The sequence below is a fragment of the Streptomyces sp. NPDC026589 genome (assembly GCF_040638385.1).
Classification (GTDB): domain Bacteria; phylum Actinomycetota; class Actinomycetes; order Streptomycetales; family Streptomycetaceae; genus Streptomyces.
Window position 1 is genome coordinate 1 of the sequence record NZ_JBEZYG010000039.1, and the last position, 14,124, is coordinate 14,124.

21 protein-coding genes and 1 pseudogene are annotated in these 14,124 nt (G+C 68.7%); 10 read left to right on the plus strand and 12 right to left on the minus strand.

The window, feature by feature from the left end; translation table 11 throughout:
* Nucleotides 1–253, plus strand: a 253-nt coding sequence (locus AB0F29_RS38630) for a helicase associated domain-containing protein (protein ID WP_361882831.1), incomplete at its 5' end; no start/stop codon positions are given.
* A 241-nt stretch (nt 254–494) separates the two neighbouring features.
* Here AB0F29_RS38630 and AB0F29_RS38635 read toward each other — a convergent pair.
* Together AB0F29_RS38635 and AB0F29_RS38640 are read right to left on the minus strand one after the other, a co-directional pair.
* Nucleotides 495–701 (minus strand): carbohydrate-binding module family 14 protein, encoded by a 207-nt coding sequence (locus AB0F29_RS38635; protein ID WP_361882834.1) that lies wholly within the window; start codon nt 699–701, stop codon nt 495–497.
* Between the two features lie 400 nt (nt 702–1,101).
* Nucleotides 1,102–1,791: a hypothetical protein gene (locus AB0F29_RS38640; RefSeq protein ID WP_361882837.1), complete on the minus strand. Its 690-nt coding sequence runs from the start codon at nt 1,789–1,791 to the stop codon at nt 1,102–1,104.
* A gap of 117 nt (nt 1,792–1,908) precedes the next feature.
* Here AB0F29_RS38640 and AB0F29_RS38645 point away from each other — a divergent pair.
* The 5 genes and pseudogenes from AB0F29_RS38645 to AB0F29_RS38665 form a co-directional block, all read left to right on the plus strand.
* A pseudogene (locus AB0F29_RS38645) lies at nt 1,909–2,040 on the plus strand (transposase); the annotation flags it as partial.
* Between the two features lie 347 nt (nt 2,041–2,387).
* Entirely contained in the window at nt 2,388–2,669 is a 282-nt protein-coding gene (locus tag AB0F29_RS38650) for a hypothetical protein (RefSeq protein WP_361882840.1), read from the plus strand.
* Nucleotides 2,670–2,732: 63 nt separating this feature from the next.
* The gene (locus tag AB0F29_RS38655) at nt 2,733–3,509 is read left to right on the plus strand and encodes an ATP-binding cassette domain-containing protein (protein ID WP_361882843.1); all 777 of its coding nucleotides are present in this window, start codon (nt 2,733–2,735) and stop codon (nt 3,507–3,509) included.
* Nucleotides 3,506–4,801, plus strand: coding sequence for an ABC transporter permease (locus tag AB0F29_RS38660; protein WP_361882846.1), 1,296 nt, complete (start codon nt 3,506–3,508; stop codon nt 4,799–4,801). Before AB0F29_RS38655 ends, AB0F29_RS38660 begins: the two co-directional genes overlap by 4 nt.
* A gap of 43 nt (nt 4,802–4,844) precedes the next feature.
* Nucleotides 4,845–5,393, plus strand: a complete 549-nt coding sequence (locus AB0F29_RS38665) for a hypothetical protein (protein WP_361882849.1) — start codon at nt 4,845–4,847, stop codon at nt 5,391–5,393.
* Between the two features lie 198 nt (nt 5,394–5,591).
* Here the strand turns inward: AB0F29_RS38665 and AB0F29_RS38670 are convergent, their stop codons facing one another.
* The 5 genes from AB0F29_RS38670 to AB0F29_RS38690 all read right to left on the minus strand — a co-directional run bounded on the left by AB0F29_RS38670 (nt 5,592) and on the right by AB0F29_RS38690 (nt 7,729).
* Entirely contained in the window at nt 5,592–5,807 is a 216-nt protein-coding gene (locus AB0F29_RS38670; RefSeq protein WP_361882852.1) for a hypothetical protein, read from the minus strand.
* 224 nt (nt 5,808–6,031) lie between these two features.
* On the minus strand, nt 6,032–6,388 hold the full coding sequence (locus tag AB0F29_RS38675; protein WP_361882853.1) for a DUF6233 domain-containing protein: 357 nt from the start codon (nt 6,386–6,388) through the stop codon (nt 6,032–6,034).
* A 30-nt stretch (nt 6,389–6,418) separates the two neighbouring features.
* The gene (locus tag AB0F29_RS38680; RefSeq protein WP_361882856.1) at nt 6,419–6,658 is read right to left on the minus strand and encodes a hypothetical protein; all 240 of its coding nucleotides are present in this window, start codon (nt 6,656–6,658) and stop codon (nt 6,419–6,421) included.
* 7 nt (nt 6,659–6,665) lie between these two features.
* The gene (locus AB0F29_RS38685; RefSeq protein ID WP_361882858.1) at nt 6,666–7,226 is read right to left on the minus strand and encodes a hypothetical protein; all 561 of its coding nucleotides are present in this window, start codon (nt 7,224–7,226) and stop codon (nt 6,666–6,668) included.
* Nucleotides 7,227–7,294: 68 nt separating this feature from the next.
* Nucleotides 7,295–7,729: a hypothetical protein gene (locus tag AB0F29_RS38690; protein ID WP_361882860.1), complete on the minus strand. Its 435-nt coding sequence runs from the start codon at nt 7,727–7,729 to the stop codon at nt 7,295–7,297.
* A gap of 320 nt (nt 7,730–8,049) precedes the next feature.
* Here AB0F29_RS38690 and AB0F29_RS38695 point away from each other — a divergent pair, with 320 nt between their 5' ends.
* Both AB0F29_RS38695 and AB0F29_RS38700 read left to right on the plus strand, forming a co-directional pair.
* On the plus strand, nt 8,050–8,403 hold the full coding sequence (locus AB0F29_RS38695; RefSeq protein ID WP_361882863.1) for an SH3 domain-containing protein: 354 nt from the start codon (nt 8,050–8,052) through the stop codon (nt 8,401–8,403).
* 429 nt (nt 8,404–8,832) lie between these two features.
* On the plus strand, nt 8,833–9,180 hold the full coding sequence (locus AB0F29_RS38700; RefSeq protein WP_361882866.1) for an SH3 domain-containing protein: 348 nt from the start codon (nt 8,833–8,835) through the stop codon (nt 9,178–9,180).
* Between the two features lie 200 nt (nt 9,181–9,380).
* On the opposite strand, the gene AB0F29_RS38705 is transcribed toward AB0F29_RS38700, so the two are convergent.
* From AB0F29_RS38705 to AB0F29_RS38715, 3 genes are all read right to left on the minus strand, one after another.
* A complete protein-coding gene (locus AB0F29_RS38705; RefSeq protein ID WP_361882869.1) occupies nt 9,381–10,052 on the minus strand; it encodes a hypothetical protein in 672 nt (223 codons plus the stop codon).
* Between the two features lie 98 nt (nt 10,053–10,150).
* Nucleotides 10,151–10,312, minus strand: coding sequence for a hypothetical protein (locus AB0F29_RS38710; protein ID WP_361882872.1), 162 nt, complete (start codon nt 10,310–10,312; stop codon nt 10,151–10,153).
* Nucleotides 10,313–10,459: 147 nt separating this feature from the next.
* Nucleotides 10,460–11,146 carry an HNH endonuclease family protein gene (locus tag AB0F29_RS38715; RefSeq protein WP_361882874.1) on the minus strand — a complete coding sequence of 229 codons (687 nt, stop codon included), beginning with the start codon at nt 11,144–11,146 and terminating at the stop codon, nt 10,460–10,462.
* 113 nt (nt 11,147–11,259) lie between these two features.
* Here AB0F29_RS38715 and AB0F29_RS38720 point away from each other — a divergent pair, with 113 nt between their 5' ends.
* Nucleotides 11,260–11,526, plus strand: a complete 267-nt coding sequence (locus AB0F29_RS38720) for a hypothetical protein (RefSeq protein ID WP_361882877.1) — start codon at nt 11,260–11,262, stop codon at nt 11,524–11,526.
* A 10-nt stretch (nt 11,527–11,536) separates the two neighbouring features.
* Here AB0F29_RS38720 and AB0F29_RS38725 read toward each other — a convergent pair whose 3' ends face one another.
* Both AB0F29_RS38725 and AB0F29_RS38730 read right to left on the minus strand, forming a co-directional pair.
* Nucleotides 11,537–11,824, minus strand: coding sequence for a hypothetical protein (locus AB0F29_RS38725; protein WP_361882879.1), 288 nt, complete (start codon nt 11,822–11,824; stop codon nt 11,537–11,539).
* A 380-nt stretch (nt 11,825–12,204) separates the two neighbouring features.
* Entirely contained in the window at nt 12,205–12,891 is a 687-nt protein-coding gene (locus AB0F29_RS38730) for a hypothetical protein (protein WP_361882882.1), read from the minus strand.
* Nucleotides 12,892–13,288: 397 nt separating this feature from the next.
* Here AB0F29_RS38730 and AB0F29_RS38735 point away from each other — a divergent pair, with 397 nt between their 5' ends.
* Complete coding sequence (locus AB0F29_RS38735) at nt 13,289–14,122, plus strand: hypothetical protein (protein WP_361882884.1); 834 nt, start codon at nt 13,289–13,291, stop codon at nt 14,120–14,122.
* Nucleotides 14,123–14,124 lie beyond the last annotated feature (2 nt).

Below are 14,124 nucleotides of genomic sequence, written 5' to 3' on the forward strand. Positions count from 1 at the left end.
CACCCCCCGGACCGCAGCACCAGCCGCCGGGAAGGGCGCCGGGGCGTTCGAGCGAGGCATCGTCGCGCTCACCCAGTACGCCGCACGGGAAGGACGGGTCGTCGTACCAAGGACCCACATCGAGGAGACACCCCACGGACCCGTCCGGCTCGGCACCTGGATCAGCAACACCCGCACCCGGCGGGAAAAGCTGAACACCGCCCAGCGCGAGCAGCTCGCCGCACTCGGCATCGACTGGGCCACCGCGACCTGACCCGCCGCCTGGGTGCAGCAGCAAAGCGGGAGGACTCACCGGTGGGTGAGGTCCTCCCGTGGTTCAGCGCGCGGGGGCCAGGCCCCAGCCGGGGTCCGGCTTCTGACTGTGTGCGTGGTGGAACGCTGCGGTAGGTGCCATGGCCGGAGCGTATGCCCCGGCAGACTTCTGGAGACAGGCCCGGACTACCGCTTCCCTGGCGGGCTTCCCGCCGCACCAGCGCCCAACGCGCTCAGCCGCTCTAGGCGGGGCCTTGGGGGCTGACCAGGCCCGCGTAGTCGCATGTCAGCAAGCTTGAGTCGAAGAGCAGTCCGGGCGAGCAGCGCCCAATGAGGTGGTGCGCGCCGGCCGGGTCGTCGGCAGGTGCACCGGCGGCCATGGAGGGGGAAACCGATCCGATGGCCGCCGTGGCCATGAACACCGAGGAGATGAGGAGCTTCTTCAGCACAGGGAACCCTTCGGACGAGGTGATCTTTGCGGGTACCCAACGAAACTGGGCACCGGAAGTCACGAACGAGGCACCGAATAACCAGGAAGCGTTGGCCGGGGCTGAAAGGACTACTCCCCCGAGATGTGCCGACCGGGCCGGGGCCCGGTGCCAGTGACAAGAGCCGCCACCGGCACCAGGGGTCCGAGCCGTACTCCGGAGACCCGGACCTGTCCCGCGCACCCATACGGCACGGACTGCCCCGAACCCTATCCATCCCACGCCCCGCAGGCGGCGGGTCAGCAACTCCTCAATGGCTGCTGGGGCGGCTGGATGCCCCGGCCGGTAGAGCTGATGTGCCGGCCGGGGCGTGCCCCGGAGAGTTCGGGTGCCGAGGTGAGCGGGCCGGCACCGTATCGGTTCAGAACCTGGGCCGTTCCGTGCTGCCGCTGTCTCCCTCCTCGACGTTGGTCGCTTCGACCCTCCACATCAGGTCGTGGGCGGAGTCGACGCTGGTGCTCTTGCCGGGCTGGATGATTCCCAGGTCACAGATGGCGATCGACGCGTTCCCCACGCAGCGGGCATCCTTGCTCAGCGGTGTCTTCTTGTCGTTCTCTCCCAGCGCTGCCCGCGCCTTCTTGACCTCGGCCTCGTCTCGCGGGGACTGCTGCAAAGCGAACTGGTACCGCTGGAATGGCTCGGACTCCGCAGACGGCTCCGCGGACGGTGAATCGTTCTCCAGGGTCAGGACGCTCCCGCGCGCCGGCACGTTCCCGATGTTCTTGACCACCACGTTCCCAGCGAAGCCCTCGTCCTTGAAGACCCCGTCGAGGACGGCGCTGTCCTTCTTCTGGGACGTAAAGCTGAGCTTGTAGGTCTTCTCGCCGTAGACCGCGATCTCGCTCCCGCCCCGGTTCTGCCCCTGAGCCGAGGCACTCACGGTGAAGGTGTAGGCACCCGGCCCGGCGTAGGCGAACCGATTGTCCGAGCCGTCCAAGGTCTTACCGCCCTTCTTGGCGATGACCGAGGACTGCGTCCAGCACTCATCCATCTTCGACCACGAGGAGATGGCACTGGCGTAGTAACAGCTGGACGACGCAGTGGCGTTCATGACCGTGCCGTCGGTCTCCACGCACAGCGTGACGTCAGCCTTCTCCTGACGCGATCCCTTGTCCTGACGGATCTCCTGGGTGCCGCAGGCCGTTTGCGGTGAAGGCCCCGCCCGGGGCGGCGGGCGCGAGCGGCGCCGCCGCGGAGGGACCCACGTCGGCGGATCGTGGACCCGATCTTCTACATGGTGCGGACCGGGTGCGCCTGGCGCCAGTTACCGAAGGACTTTCCGCCCTGGCCGACCGTGTATTGATACTTCATTTGGCGGCACGACGCGGCACGGTCCGAGCGGGAATAGCCGCCGGAGACCGAGAGTGACACATTTCCCGCTCAGGACGGAAGAGAATGGCCAGAAAGACGTAGCCCATAACGGACACTCGGGCACATGGTGGCGGAATCCACCACCGAGGAATTGCCGGGCATCTACGATGGATCAGCCGTCACTTCAGCTTGCACCCAAGGGATACATGCTAGTCTCACGGCTGCACATGGGGGACCCTGTTCAATCACTACTAAATCCTCTGGGGGGGAACTGTGAATGCATTCATATCGCGCATAGCCGAGTCGAAGGTAACCAAGAGCGCCATTGTCGGTGTCATGGCCGCTGTTTCTATCGGCCTCGCCGCCCCGCTGTCGAGCGCGTCTGCTGAGCCCGAGTGGGAGCACGGCTGCCGAGGGTACTGGTACACGACTTCCGGGCACGGCTACTGCTCGGATGCAACCTGGACTGTGGGTGTTTACCAAACCACCTACGATTGCAACAACGAGGTCGACAAGCAGCGCACCAAGAAACTCCCGTATGGCTACAGAGGCAAGTTCGACACCCATGAATGCACGTTCAAGATCAACGGCACGGACGTGTCTAACACCTATGCGTAAGCATTGACCGGACGACGGGCCCGCCGTACAGGCGGGCCCGTCGCTTTTCAGGAAAGTCCAGCAATGACGCTCAGGCCTATCGCCCGGCTTACTTCCCTCACTCAGGGATATGGTGGTCGAAGCATTATCGAGAACCTCGATCTCTCTATTCACTCCGGGGTAACCGGCCTGCTCGGTCCGAACGGTGCGGGCAAGACCACACTTTTTCGGACCTTGGCTACGATCGCGCCACCGCGGAGCGGGGATTTGGAGGTGTTCGGCCGGCCGGTCAAGAACGAGCGGCAAGCTCGGCGAGCCCGCCGCCGCATCGGCTATCTGCCGCAGGACTTCGGCTACTACCCGGCGTTCTCGATCACAGATTTCGTCCGCTATTGCGCCTGGCTGCGCGAGGTCCCGTCCAAGAGTGCCGATTCCATGACCAGGGAAGCACTAGGAGCTGTCGGCTTGGCCGACAGAGCGCAGGACCGTATGAAGTCCCTGTCCGGCGGCATGCTTCGCCGCGCCGGCATCGCCGCAGCCATCGTCGGCTCTCCCTCACTGCTACTGCTGGACGAGCCGACTGTCGGTCTCGACCCCGCGCAACGTCTCGACTTCCGTGAACTCATTCGCTCCCTCGCCCTTGCGGGAACAGCAGTCGTCCTGAGTACGCATCTGGTCGAAGACGTCGGCGCAGCCTGCGACACCGTCCTTGTGCTGAACGAAGGCCATGTGCTCCACAGCAGCACACCGCAGCAGTTGGCTGAACTGGCCAGGCTCACAGCCCCCGGCGACAACCCCCTGGAACGCGGGTACATGACGGTACTCGAAAGCCATCGGACCAACGGTGGGGGCACATCGTGAACGCCTATCTCATCGAACTTCGCCGCTCTCCCCTACTGACGGCATTCCCCCTGTTGGTCGCCGTCGACCTGCTGGTCCTCTTCGGCCGGTCCCGGTACTGGATCGGCGTCTGGCCTGAGGCCAGCGTGGCCGCCCAGGTCGTCACCATCTTCCTCGGCCCCCTGCTCGCCGGCGTCTCGGCCTGGCAGGCTGGCCGCTCATCACGCTCCGGAATGCCCGAGACCATCCTCGCCGCCGCCCGGCCCATCTGGCGGATCGAGGCAGCGCGCCTAGCCGCAACCCTCACACTCGGCCTCGTCGCGTACATGATCGGGTGCCTAACTGCCGCCGGGATCTCACTCAGCGAGGCGGGCCCCGGCTTCCTCTGGCCCTCCTACCTCCTGCTGGGTATGGCAACGCTGGTCATCTTCGCGTCCGTGGGGCACCTGGCGGGCCGGTGGTGGCCTTCCGCCGGATTCACACCGATCGTGTGTGCACTGGGATGCTTCATCAGCATGTTGGCGCTGCCTATCAAGTTCAACGTCTTGGCAGGCCCGCCGGACCAGCACCTACGCCCTCTTCCTGTCGCCATGCGGCTGCTCTTCGCACTCGCCCTCGCGGTTCTGGCGGTGACAGCTCCGCCGTTGCGCCGGAGCGCCGAGCGCCAGATGCCTCGGCAGGGAACTCCCTGGCACATACGCTGCGCCGCTGGCGGGTCGGCCGTCCTTACTCTGATTGCGCTGGCCGCAGCATCGGCCGCGGGTGAACTCCGCGTCGACCGCCCTGCGACAGCAGTGGAACCTGTGTGTGAGCGTGCTGAGAAGGGATCTCCGGAGGTATGCGTGTGGCCTGAGCACCGCAAGTACCTCCCCGACCTGACCCTCATGGCGCAGCGCTTGGACCATTCGGAGTCGTGGCTGAAGTCGCCGCAGGCGTTTCACGAGTTCGGACTGCGTAGGAGCGACTTGGGCGACGGAGGCTTCGACATCGCTGAGGGGCATGTCCGCACTGCAGCGATCGCCATGGCCGACCAGGTATTCGCTAAGTCCCTGGGGCGCTGCTCGCCTCCGCCTGAGGAGAATCGAGTATGGCAGGCCATGGACAATATTCGGCTCTGGCTTGAATACCGTTCCATGGGCCAAGATCCGTCTGTATCCGACAAGGGACTTCACATGCAGGGGGTCGAGGCCGCACAGAATGAGGCAGCTCGTGTTTCACGGGCATCTCAGTCCGATCAGCGGGAATGGCTCGCTCAGGAGCGAAGCTACATTCTCGAAGATCCCACCTGGTGCACTACTGATGATCAGCTCTGATCTCGTCCGCTACGCGAGAGTCCACAGCGCTACAACCATCCTGGTGGGCACGAGCGTTGTCGTGGTTCTGTCAGCATTTTTTGGCGGAACCAATATCGCCGTGCCTTCCATCGGTAGCGGAGGAGTCACCACCGGAGTCCCGTTCAGACGCGAACTCCCACTCTTGTCGGCTGTCTTCCTCTCCGCAGCACTCAGTGGCACGATGGCGAAGCACGAGGAGATGGGCGCCTCAGCCATGCACCGATTGCGACTGAAGTACTGCATCAGCCTCATGCTCGCTGTCTGCTCCTTCTCCTTCGGTATCGAAGCATTCGCCGTCGGCGTAGAAGCTGGTGTCGTATTCGTCCGCTCCATCTTGATCTGGTTCGGTCTCGCTCTTCTGTCGGTAAGGCTGCTTGGCCCACAGCTCAGTTGGCCGCTGCCCTTGGCATCGGCACTTGTTCTGATCTGGTACCCACAAGAATGGTGGGACTGGACGGCAAACCCCGCTACAGACTTGGTCAGCTGGACGGCCGCTGCGGTCGCTCTAGCTGCCGGAGCGACCGCGAGCGCGGCAACTTCGTGGCGGACGAAGAGCTGGTCACGTAGATGAATGGTTCACTACCGCCCACCTACATGATCGTCGGAGCCGACTTCTCCCGGACGATGCTGCCCGGGTAGCGACCGGACACGGCCTTGCACGTCGCCTCGGACGACGGACCGAACAGCACCTTCCCGGCGCCTCCTTCGAACTTGGCGGTTCTTCACGCAACCGCAGCCCATCAGACTGCTCTTCCGTGACGATGGTGGTCTAGCCGGTGGGGAGACCGGCTCGGGCGGGTGCGATGACGGACGCAGCAAGGCGCTCCGCTTCCTCGCGGGCGCGATTGTCGCGCTGCTCCTGGCGGCGAGGCATGGCCGTCAGGAGTCCGTCTACGAACACTTCGCTGGAGACGAGTGCCAGGGCGACTGCCTCGGCGTCGGCGCTTCCCGACGGACGCTGTCCGGGCAGATCAGCGACGGTCACCGAGCGCGCGTTCCCTCCCGTCCGGACATAGACCAGCAGCGGGAGCAACTCGCCGCACTTGGCGTCGACTGGGCGACAGCGACCTGCCCCACCCGCAGGGGCGAGTCCGGCGCCGGTGGCGAGACGTCACCGGCACCGTCGGTTCGGGCCGTACTCCGGAGACCCGCCCTGACCCGCACACCCATACGGCACGGACTACCCGACCTATCCAGCCCGCCGGGCGGTCACAGGCGGCTGAGCACGTTGTCCGGGCGGCACACCCCGCAGGCCTGGACACCGTCAGCCAGCTCGGCACGGGCACGCTCCGCACTGATCGGCTGCATCATCTCGCCCCCGGTGAAGCAGTCGCCCCGGTGGACCTCAACGACAGGCCTACCGATACCGACAGAAGAGATACCCCAGTCAGGCATCGGCGTCCGGTGCGGCCCGGCGCACCGGGCCGCAGCCGACGGCCACCGTGCGCGCTGCGGCTGCGCCGGCCGCTCGACAGCCGCGATCTGCTCCCGCACCCGCTCCAGAGAGAGGACCAGCCACGTTTCCAGCGTCCGGAGACGGTCCAGGTCAGGTGGCAGATCACCCATGACCGATCCCCTCCCTGTCAGGCGGTCGGCTCACGCCGCGTCCGTACGCCGGTCCCCGCCGGCTCGCCGCCGGAGCTCTACCCGGGCCGCGGGCGTCCAGCCGTCCGGAGTGGACCAGAACGGATGCCAGTGGATCCGCACCGACAGGGCCAGCAGGCGGTGGCGCAGCTCGGTGGCACGGCGCGGACGTGGCACGGCGAGGGCGCGGTAGGTGTCGTGCCACTCCTGCTGGGCGCGCATCAGGTCGTCGGGGAAGGGGAAGCGGTCCATCCCCCCATTAGAACCCGTGTTCGATTCTTTGTGCCACTCCGGGATCACCGGCCCCGGCCGGTGCCCAGGCGGCCCCGTCCGGGCGTGCGGCGTGGTCGAGGACGGCGCACAGCCGGGCGAGCAGCCCGTGCAGAATCGCGCCGCCCGGGTCCTGCGCGATCAGCCGCACGGCCCCGGAAACCGCGGCCGCCACCGCCAGGAGGCGCACCTGCTGGCCCGGGGCGAGCCAGTCCACCTCCGAGAGCACACCGGGGACAGCGGCCAGAGTGCTGACTGTCCCGGCATCGACGCCACCGTTCCCGTCGACGACCCGGCCGTCCGGGGCCATGTGGTCGCACTCCTCCGGGTCCAGATCACCCATCGCCGCCTCGATCGCGTCCGGCAGCTCCCTGGCCAGCCAAGCACCGACCGGGCCAGGGAGTGGCGGGGCCGGCAGCGTGCGGACCCACGCCGCCGCGCGGCGTCCGGCGGCAGCGGCTCCGGCGAGCGCTACGTCCTGGCCCTCCCACGGCTCGAAGGGCACGTCATCAGGAGGCCTGGCAGGGGCGGGCAGGTGCGAGAGCGTCATGACCCGCTAACCGCGGCCAGCCCGGCACCGTCACGGTGCGGGGCCGGGCAAAGGCGGTTCGGTCAGGGTCACTTCAGCGTGACGCACCCCTTCGTGGACAGGCCCTTGAACTGGACGCACAGCTTGGTACCGGCCGGGTACTTCGGGCCGGTGTGCCCGTCCCGGCCCCAGGACACCTCTACGAAGTCGGTGACGCGCTTCGCGCGCTTCCAGCCGCCGCCGGTCTTCCACGTCCCGCCCGGCTTCTTGACGAGCCAGCGGGCCGTACCGGACCGGACGCCCTCATTCGAGGCATACACCCAGCCCACCCCCCGCGAGGCGGACCCGCGCTTGTACCAGTAGTGAGCCACCGCCCCCGGACGGCACCCGGGGCGGGGCCCGGGGCAGGCGTTGACCCGCTTGTCCACATAGGGGGTGCGCACGGCCGCCGGCGCGGACGTCGCGGCGGGAGCAGCCGCCACCGGGGCCAGAACGGCGGACAGGGCGGCGGCAGTCATGATCATTCGTCGGTTCATGATCAGCCCAACCGGCGCGGCATGGGCCACCGTCACGGGCAGCGGGGGCCGTTCACTCATCCGATGCCGCCCTGGCGAGGGCGACCGCGAGCGCGAAGTACGGCACGGCCGCCGCACTCGGGTCGGCCGCGGCGGTGCATGCGCGACGGATAGGAAGAGCCCATTACGGTGCGCAGCGGCCAGTCGGGGCTGAAATGAGCCTGACATGTGAGCACTTGCCGTGCGTAGTCTCGATATTCCGGAGAGCGTGTGCAGCCCGTCCTTGCGGGCTGCCGACAACCGAAGGGAACGCCTTGAAGAGAAGCACCATGTGGACAGCGGTCGCACTGCCACTGCTGGTCGCCTCGGCCACCCTGACCGCCGCCCCGTCCGCCAGCGCCGGCTCTGCCGCATGCACCCACCCCAGCTGGGTGAACAAGGACTCCGGGTCCGGCTATGGCCAGCAGCTCTACGAACGAATACGCACGGGGCCGAGCTCCGACTGCCCCATGACAACCTGGGTCCCGAGCTCCCAACGGCTCTACTACCACTGCTTTCGGACCAACTCGGCGGGCAACAATTGGACCCACGTCAGGGTCAGCGGCACCGAGGTCAACGGCTGGATATGGAACGGCAATCTCAGCGACGGCGGCTCATTCGAGCACTGCGCGTACTCCCCCTGACCTGGCACCCGCACAGCGAGAGCCCGCACCTGATGGTGCGGGCTCTCTGCTGCGCCGTCCACTACAGCCAGGGGCAAACACGGCCAGCGCCGTTCGCCGCGTCATGATCAGCTCGACCGGCGCGGCAGGGGCCACCGTCACGGGCAAGGGTCCGGTTCACCCGTGTCCAGGTCCAGCAGCAGCGGGCCGGACATGGCGCCCCGGACGCACGACAGCACGGAGGTCTCCACCGCCTCCTGGTCCGGCGGGGCGGCGGTGCGTGCGCGACCGAGAGGGAGAGCCCGTCACGGTGCGCAGCGGCCAGTCGGGGCTGAAATAAGCCTGATATGTGGGCACTTGCCGTGCGTAGTCTCGATATTCCGGAGAGCGTGTGCAGCCCGTCCTTGCGGGCTGCCGACAACCGAAGGGAACGCCTTGAAGAGAAACACCATGTGGACAGCGGTCGCACTGCCACTGCTGGTCGCCTCGGCCACCCTGACCGCCGCCCCGTCCGCCAGCGCCGGCTCTGCCGCATGCACCCACCCCAGCTGGGTGAACAAGGACTCCGGGTCCGGCTATGGCCAGCAGCTCTACGAACGAATACGCACGGGGCCGAGCTCCGACTGCCCCATGACAACCTGGGTCCCGAGCTCCCAACGGCTCTACTACCACTGCTATTGGAACAACTCGGCGGGCAACAATTGGACCCACGTCAGGGTCAGCGGCACCGAGGTCAACGGCTGGATATGGAACGGCAACCTCAACGACGGCGGCTCAAGGAAGCAGTGCGCGTCCTGACCCGGCACCCGCACAGCGAGAGCCCGCACCTGATGGTGCGGGCTCTCTGCTGCGCCGTCCACTACAGCCAGGGGCAAACACGGCCAACGCCGTTCGCCGCGTCATGATCAGCTCGACCGGCGCGGCAGGGGCCACCGTCACGGGCAAGGGTCCGGTTCACCCGTCGTCGTGGCCTCAGCGCACGCCCGGTCACGCGTGTTTCAGTCAAGGTCGGCGCTGGCGAGGGCTACCGCGAGGGAGAAATGCGGCACGGCCACCAGACAGAGCTCGGCCGCCATGCTCGGATCGGACGTAGCCGCGGTGCGGGCCTCGCTCAGTGTCAGCAGCCCGGTCACCGTTGCGGCGTCGACCGCCGCGTCCAGGACCTCGTCGACGGCCAGCTCCCCGCCGGCCGTCAGCTCCAGCACCAGGGCGGCGGCCTCCTGCGGGTCACGCCTCCAGCGGGCGGCGACCTCGTCGCCCGCGCTCACCAGCTCCATCATGGCGCCCTGCCCAGCGGTCGGCAGCGGCACCGGCCCCCGCCCCGGGCCACGCCGGTGCACCGCGTCCTGGGCAGTGGCCAGCGCGCACCGGGCCGCGTACGTACGGCGGGACGCCGCCTGCTGCCGCGCCACCTCGTCCGGCCACCGGGCGTCGTCCTCGGACCGGGCCATATCCAGCAGCAGCGGCCCGGACATCGCGACCCGCATGCACGACAGCGTGTCCACCTCCACCCCCTCCTGGTCCAGCGGGGCGACGGCAACCGGCCCGTACACCTCCCCCGCCGCCTCCGCACACGCCCCGATCAGCGACGCCAGCGCGGCGATCAGACGGGCGTGACGGCGGCGGCGAGCAGGCCGTACAGGGGTCGGAGCATCGGGTGTCGTGGTCACCCCCGCACTATCCCCCGCCGCCACCGGCCAACGGACCCTTTTCGGCCCGGTGCCCGCCCTACCACCACGTCACGGCCGGGACCGCGCCCGCGCTGCGATCAGCGCTGGCAGCCCCACGCCGAGCACGTTGACAGCCACCTCGATCGGAGCAGCCGGTCCGCCCCGGCGGCGGCGAGCTGCTCCGCGGTCTCCGTGAGGAGGTCGACGGTCTCGGGGGTGTGTGCGGTCTCCGGGGCGCTGACGGCTCGCCAGGCGGCCACGCTGAGTGCGCCGATCGTGTGCCGGTCGGCGGGGCCGGCGGGGGCCGGGACCAGGGCTTCGGAGGGCCTGCACCAGAGATGGTGCAGGCCGTCCGTGATGCGGGGCCGCTACGCCGGCAGCGGGCCTGTCGGACAGGCCGGGCGGGCTCAGACGGCTGGGGTGTACCGGACGATGGTGTCCTCGCACGGGCCGTCGGCGTACACCTTCAGCGCTTCCAGCTCGCGATCGTCCGCGGTGAGCTGCCAGCGGAGCTTGGTCGACACCCACTCACCGATGTACCGGCACTGAGCGTCCGGGGACGGCGGCATCCAGTCCGCCGGGTCCTGGTCGGACTTCTGCCGGTTGCTGCGCGCCGTCACCCCAACGAGCGAGACGTCCGACCCCTGGTCGTTCGCGTACGCCTCCCGCCGCGCCGCGGTCCAGGCGGAGGCACCGCTATCCCACGCTTCGGCCAGCGGCACCATGTGGTCGATGTCCAAGGAGCCGGCGCTGGTGACCTCCTGGCCGTCGTAGTACGAACGCCAGGTGCCGCCGGTCAGCTTGCAGCCGGCCTCCACGGTCGGTGCGACGACCGCCTCGGCGATGAGGACCTCGTTGCGGGTGTTGCACCCGTCGGTGGTGTTCTCGCCCGCATTCCAGTGGCGGAAGGACGAGCGGGTGTAGCCGGTGCGGGCCTCCTCGGTCACCTCCACCAGGCCGACCGCGTCGGCCAGCGTCGTCACCTCCGCCACAGGAGCGGCCCGCACCGCCGTGGGCATGGGCAGCGCGTGGGCGGGAACGGCCGGGACCAGAGCGGCGGTGCCGAGGGCGAGTGCGATCATTCGTCGGTTCATGATCACCTCAACCCGCTTGCCGGGGGCTCGCGTTACGGGTCGAGGAGGCCGTTCACCCGGTCGAGATCACGGAATCCGGGACCCGGCGGCGCGCGGGCTGGAAGGCTGGACGGATGAGCGACCCCCGGCCGTGGATCTACGGCACCGACCACGACGACCCCGACCCCCGCACCCGTACCCCGGGCCACGTGTACGTGGAGCTGGTCGGCGGGCCGCTCGACGGCCAGCTCCTCGACGTCACCGCCTGCACCCCCGAGGAGCGCGCGGACGGTGCGCTGCTGATGAGCGATCACGGGGTGTACGGTCCGGGCGGCCGGTCCGACTACGTCCCCAGCGACAGCGATCCCGACCGGTGGGCCTGGGACGGCGACACCGCCTGAACCGGACTGGTCAGCAAGGGGGCGAGCCACCGAGCAGAGCTCTCTCCAGCCACCGGATCGAGCGGGCCCGCGCCTCAGGCGTCAGGGCCCCGAGAGCCACGACGCTAAGACGGCGAGCGAGCAGCGCGTAGGGCAGGTGCGTACCGCTCATCACGGCGTCCGTGGTGGCGCGGTGCTCAGGGGGCATCGGATCGGTGCCCAGCACGACGGACAGCCAGTTCAGGGCGGCGGCCCGGTCACCGCGGTCCAGTGCCTCCAGCAGCGGCAGGACAGTGCGCACAGTGTCGTTCTCTCGCATGAGCCCACTTGATCAAATGCTGTGTCGCAGGTATGTCGCAGCGCACGGCCCCGGCCACCGCGAGTCGCGGTACGCGGCCCCCCGGGCCTTTTCGGGCGGAGCCGCCTGAAGCAGGGGCACAGGAGTTGATCGAGGTCGGGGCTGGGGGCTCCTGTTCCGCCGACTGCCTCTGAACGTGGGACCTCTTGCTCCGGCTGTAGCGGAGAAAGAGGTGTCGGCTTCCCGGGCCCGCTGACCCGCCACCGCTGACCTGCGGCTACCCTCCCCCACGCCGTTTCGGTGCACAACCTGTTGCGCACCCTGTTGGGCAACCGGATACGCAACTCGGTGTGCAACCGGCCAGGCAACCCGATGGACAACCCCGGAGCCGACGAGAACGGTCAGGCAGTCGTGCGCTCCAGCGCGGCGGCGGCCGCCTCGGCGATCGCCGGGTTTGCGAGGATCGCCGCGGTCACCTCGTCGGCGGTGAGCTCGGAGGCCTGGGCCGGAACGACCGTGCACGTCTGCGCTTCCAGTTCGCAGAGCTTGGCGATCCACGGCTCGCACTCGGCTCTTCCTTCCGTCAGGCCGCGGGCAGCCATCTCGGCGCACAGCCCGGTGAGGGCACCCCGCAGGCTCGACAGGACGGACCTCATCTCCTGCGGCCGCCTGGCCTTGGCCAGTGCCGGGTATTTCTTCGTCTGCTTGTACGCCTCGACCAGGCGCTGCGCGGCGGCTTCGAGGTATGAGGCTGTGTCGTAGAGCTTCTCCTCGGATCCACCGACGGTGAGCAGGGGGCTGTAGTCGCTGCCATCGGCACCCTTCGCCATCTGCCGTTCGACGCCGAGCTCACGCAGTCCGTAGACCGTGGCCACCAGGTCCACCGAGTGGACCAGGATACGGCCCGCATCCGTAATGGACTGGAGCATGCGGCGCACAGTGCCCCGGCGTTCCGTGGCCGTGGTCTCCTTCTCCTCTTCCGTGAGTGCCTGGTGCTCGGCGCCGAGGTTCTCGAAGGCGGTCAGAAGTGCCTTCATGACGGTGCTGAGGTCGTCCTCGTGTTCGGGGTTGGTGGGCTGCTCGGTCATCGACAACCGTCCAATTCGCTCGCGCGACACATGGTCGCGGTATCGCATGCGGTGACGCGCCGGACTGCCGCGCCGTCTCGTACAACCGCCGGGCGGCCCGGATGGACACGGCTGCGGCCAGGGCAGCCGTCGCCTGGTGGACCGACGCCGAGTTGGCCGCGCGCGGGCACGGCGAGACGTACGGGCCGATGGCGGGCAACGGCGTCAGCAGGAGAGGTGCGCTCCCCTCCCGCCTTCCACTGGGGCTCCCCTCGCAGGCCCGGCCGCGCTGGACCCGTATCTCCCTGGGTCGGTGTTTGGGCAACCTGCTGACCTGCGCATTCGGGGTTCTGGGTCAGCGATCGGGTCAGGGGGGCTGAGAAGAGTTCACGGCATCACCTTGATCGAAGGAGCTGCCGTGAGCCTGAACCGTGTCTTTGACGCGCTGGACGCCGAATGGGCCCTGGTCTGCGCCGCCCCGGGACGTAGCTCCCTCGTGCGGGGCTGGCTGCTGGAGTGCGGTGCGCTCGACGGGAACCCCCAGGGCGGATTGGACGACGTCCTTCCGGAGCTGGCGCGCCGGGAGCGCGGACAGGAACGGGCGTTCAGCGACCGGTGGCTGTACGCGGTACTGCGCAGGGCGGGCGGCGAGGGGGACGAGGCGCAGCTGGCGGCCCGGGTGGTGGTGCAGGCGATGCTGCCCGCCGCAGTGCGGCTGACGGGGCGGCTGAAGGCCGGGCGGGATTTCGACGAGACGGCGCAGGTGGTCGTGTCGTGCTTGTACCGGGTGGTGCGTACGTATCCGATGGCGCGCCGTCGGGGGGTCTCGGCGAACCTCGTCCTGGAGACGTTGCACTGGGCGAGCCGGGAGCTCGCGGCGGAGGCCGGGCCGGATGCCGAGGTCGCGTGGCATCCCGGTCTCGATTCCCCGGCCCACGACGGTGCGCCCTTGAACGCGGACGATCCTGCGGAAGCTGCGTGGCGCAGCGTGCTGGGTCAGCAGGCCGAGCGCCTCGGTTTCGCGGCTGACCCGCAGGAGTTGGCCGGTGCGCAGGGTGATCTTGCGGAGCTGCTGGTGTGGGCGGTGGCTGCCGGGGAGTTGGATGTGGCGCGGGCCCGGGTGATCGTGGCTGAGGTCCGTGAGGGCGCGCGGGAGGCCGCTGGGGTGTCGGCGGTGGCGTGGCGGCAGCGCCGGAGCCGGACCGTTCGGCAGCTGAGAGCGGTCGCGGGTCAGTGGGTGCAGGCCGCGTGAGC

Bases quoted from the DNA above. Each gene is read 5' to 3' on its own strand.
- AB0F29_RS38640 (WP_361882837.1), bottom strand. From the start codon at position 1,791: ATGAACGCCACTGCGTCGTCCAGCTGTTACTACGCCAGTGCCATCTCC.
- AB0F29_RS38650 (WP_361882840.1), top strand. From the start codon at position 2,388: ATGGCCGCTGTTTCTATCGGCCTCGCCGCCCCGCTGTCGAGCGCGTCT.
- AB0F29_RS38655 (WP_361882843.1), top strand. From the start codon at position 2,733: ATGACGCTCAGGCCTATCGCCCGGCTTACTTCCCTCACTCAGGGATAT.
- AB0F29_RS38675 (WP_361882853.1), bottom strand. From the start codon at position 6,388: ATGGGTGATCTGCCACCTGACCTGGACCGTCTCCGGACGCTGGAAACG.
- AB0F29_RS38680 (WP_361882856.1), bottom strand. From the start codon at position 6,658: ATGGACCGCTTCCCCTTCCCCGACGACCTGATGCGCGCCCAGCAGGAG.
- AB0F29_RS38685 (WP_361882858.1), bottom strand. From the start codon at position 7,226: ATGACGCTCTCGCACCTGCCCGCCCCTGCCAGGCCTCCTGATGACGTG.
- AB0F29_RS38690 (WP_361882860.1), bottom strand. From the start codon at position 7,729: ATGATCATGACTGCCGCCGCCCTGTCCGCCGTTCTGGCCCCGGTGGCG.
- AB0F29_RS38695 (WP_361882863.1), top strand. From the start codon at position 8,050: ATGTGGACAGCGGTCGCACTGCCACTGCTGGTCGCCTCGGCCACCCTG.
- AB0F29_RS38700 (WP_361882866.1), top strand. From the start codon at position 8,833: ATGTGGACAGCGGTCGCACTGCCACTGCTGGTCGCCTCGGCCACCCTG.
- AB0F29_RS38715 (WP_361882874.1), bottom strand. From the start codon at position 11,146: ATGAACCGACGAATGATCGCACTCGCCCTCGGCACCGCCGCTCTGGTC.
- AB0F29_RS38720 (WP_361882877.1), top strand. From the start codon at position 11,260: ATGAGCGACCCCCGGCCGTGGATCTACGGCACCGACCACGACGACCCC.
- AB0F29_RS38725 (WP_361882879.1), bottom strand. From the start codon at position 11,824: ATGCGAGAGAACGACACTGTGCGCACTGTCCTGCCGCTGCTGGAGGCA.
- AB0F29_RS38730 (WP_361882882.1), bottom strand. From the start codon at position 12,891: ATGACCGAGCAGCCCACCAACCCCGAACACGAGGACGACCTCAGCACC.